The sequence below is a fragment of the Lactobacillus sp. UMNPBX15 genome (assembly GCF_002553785.1).
GTDB lineage: Bacteria > Bacillota > Bacilli > Lactobacillales > Lactobacillaceae > Lactobacillus > Lactobacillus crispatus.
Genome location: NZ_PCYV01000113.1, coordinates 1 through 365, shown reverse-complemented (window position 1 = coordinate 365; position 365 = coordinate 1). Strand labels below are relative to the sequence as shown.

Genomic DNA, 365 nt, shown 5'->3' with positions numbered 1-365 from the left:
CTTTTTTCTTTTCATTTATGACAATGATAATTGCCGTGCTAAAACATCATGGCCGAATTGCGGTCGATTTCCTATTAAGCTTAGGAATTATGGCTTTAATCCGGGGACTAATTGCCGCCCACGGTCAGCCGTATGAAATTCTTACTAATTCGATTGCCATTTTATTGTTAATCATCGGCATGGTAATATTGAAACACTTTATGAAATAGGAGTCTTAATAATGAAGAACGCATACTTAATTCATGGTACGTCTACCCGTGATGATGACTGGTTTCCATGGCTCGAAGAAGAAGCAAAACCAGTAATTACCCTTGATCGGATATGGCTACCAAATCCCTTTAATCCCCAACAAGCTGAATGGGATC

General features: G+C 39.2%; 1 protein-coding gene and 1 pseudogene. Both read left to right on the top strand.

Going from position 1 to position 365, the window contains the following annotated elements; genetic code table 11:
- The coding region (locus tag CP366_RS10525) for a phosphate-starvation-inducible PsiE family protein (protein ID WP_199162874.1) at positions 1–209 on the top strand (209 nt) is incomplete at its 5' end.
- An 11-nt stretch (positions 210–220) separates the two neighbouring features.
- A pseudogene (locus CP366_RS10520) lies at positions 221–365 on the top strand (serine hydrolase family protein); the annotation flags it as partial.